The organism is Nocardia alni (assembly GCF_019038435.1).
Lineage (GTDB): Bacteria > Actinomycetota > Actinomycetes > Mycobacteriales > Mycobacteriaceae > Nocardia > Nocardia alni.
Window position 1 is genome coordinate 1 of the sequence record NZ_JAGPOX010000301.1, and the last position, 2,233, is coordinate 2,233.

Annotated in this window: 3 protein-coding genes; all 3 read right to left on the reverse strand. The window is 67.7% G+C overall.

Translation table 11 applies throughout. The features are described from left to right. Positions 1-560: AMP-binding protein (locus JZ791_RS43960; protein ID WP_216903893.1), on the reverse strand; the 560-nt coding region annotated here is incomplete at its 3' end. 9 nt (positions 561-569) lie between these two features. Beyond that, positions 570-1,778, reverse strand: a complete 1,209-nt coding sequence (locus JZ791_RS43965; RefSeq protein WP_308163515.1) for a CaiB/BaiF CoA transferase family protein — start codon at positions 1,776-1,778, stop codon at positions 570-572. 182 nt (positions 1,779-1,960) lie between these two features. Then, positions 1,961-2,233: fibronectin type III-like domain-contianing protein (locus tag JZ791_RS43970; RefSeq protein WP_216903897.1), on the reverse strand; the 273-nt coding region annotated here is incomplete at its 5' end.

Consider the following 2,233-nt stretch of genomic DNA (forward strand, 5'->3'; position numbering starts at 1 on the left):
GCGACGGCGTCGGTGCTGCGCAGACTCGAGACCATCACGCGATGCGCCAGCTGCACGGCCTTCGGCTCGCCGGTGGTGCCGGAGGTGAAGATCAGCGTGGCGATATCCTCCGGGCCCGGTTGCTCCGGCTCGGTGCGACCGATCACCTCGGGAAAATCGGACATCCCCAGCACCCGCACCACCGGCGACTGCTCCGCCAGGCTCCGGGCGGCGGCGAGGTGACGCTCGTCCGCGATGAGTATCGGCGGCGACGCCACGCGCAGCAGAGCGGCCACTCGCGAGGGCGCGTCGCGGGGGTCGATCGAGAACGGCACAGCGCCCGCGACCAGAACCGCCATATCGGCGATGTGGAAATCCGGACTGTTGTCCATCAGCAGCCCGACGCGTTCCCCCTTCCGGAGGGCCAGCGAGCGCAGACCGGTCGCGAGCGAATCCACTTCTCGCGCATACTCGTTCCAGGTGACGCTGCGATCGGGACCGACCAGGGCGAGCGCATCGCCCCGATCCGCGACAGCGGCGCGGAACAACGTCACGAGTGTGTCACCCGAGTACACGGTCATGGTTCTCTCTTACCCTTCTGTACTGCTCGGCGAAGGCGCGGTGCGCCCGATCGCTCCTGTCGCGACGGCGGCATCGATGGACGCGCGCGCGATTCCCCAGTCGGCCAATGCGGATCGGGTGTGCTCGCCGGGAACGGGTGGTCGCCGGTCCACCTCCGTGGGGGTGCGGCTGAAGCGCGGTGCGGGCGCGGGCTGGACGTACCCGTCGACCTCGACGAACGAGGAACGCGCGCGGCTGTGTTCCAGGGCGGGCGCTTCGTCGGCGTCGAGAACCGGTGCGACGCATACGGACAGCCCCCGCGCGGCCGCGACCCATTCGTCCCTGCTCCGCTTCTTGACCGCGGCGGCGAAGATCGTTTTCATCCGCGGCCACTGCGAATGATCGTTCTGGTCCGGCAGTTCGTCCCGGATCTCCAGGAACTCGACCAGCTCTCGATAGAAGTGCGGCTCCATCGCGGCGACCGACAGCCATTTGCCGTCCGCGGTCTCGTACGCGTCGTAGTACGGCGCACCGCTGTCGACGATATTGGTCCCTCGCTCGGCGCTCCAGGTACCGTTCTGCCGGAATCCGAAGAACGCCGTTCCCAGCAGCGCGGCGCCCTCGGTCATCGATGCGTCGATCACCTGCCCCAGACCGGACCGCTGCCGTTCGACCAGCGCGCCCAGCACCCCCAGCGCGAGGATCATCCCGCCCCCGCCGAAGTCGCCGACGAGGCTCAGCGGCGGAGTCGGCGGCTGCCCGTTGCGACCGAGCATGGACAGCACCCCGCTCAGCGCGACATAGTTGATGTCGTGCCCGACCTCCTGGGCCATCGGGCCGGACTGGCCGTAACCGGTCATCCTGCCGTAGACGAGCCCGGGGTTGCGGGCGGCGCAGACATCAGGTCCGAGGCCCAGACGTTCGGTGACGCCGGGCCGGAAGCCCTCGATCAGGACGTCCGCGCGATCGATCAGATCCAGCGCCATGTCACGACCTTCGGGCCGTTTGAGGTCGATCGCCACCGACCGACGGCCCCGATTGATCAGTTCCGCGCGATGATCGTCGTTGGGGCCGACCAGGCCGCCACCGGTGATGCGGTCCACCCGGACGATATCGGCGCCCAGATCGGCGAGCAGCATCGCGCAGAACGGCCCCGGCCCGATCGACCCGAGCTCCACCACACGAATACCTCGAAGCGGCCCGGTGAACGCGCATTCCTCGGAGCCTTCGCCGCTCACCTGTCCTCCATCCCGGGATGTAGGCCGCGCGTCATCCGTCGCAGCCCGCATATCCTCATCATCAAGCCGTAAATAATTACAATGGTAAGACCATAAACTTGACAATGCCACACATGGGTGAACTACGCCACAACAAGCCGGAGCCCACCCCAACATCCAGCCGCGTCAGCGTTCGATACGGCTTACTCCTCCGCGCGCACCGGAGTGGTCAGCGCGCGGTCGTGGCCGACGTGGCGGGTGGGGCCGGTGAGGTCGATGGTGGCGGTGCAGGGGAGGTTGGTGGAGGAACTGCCGATGTACAGCTCGAGGGGGCCGGGTTCGACTATGCGGGTGAGGTCGATGCCGGTGAAGCTGGTGCGGTCGGCGTGCAGGGTGAAGGTCAGGCGGGTGGATGCGTCCGGGGGGAGGGAGATTCGGTTGAAGGCTGCGAGTTCTTTTACGGGGCGGGTTGTTTG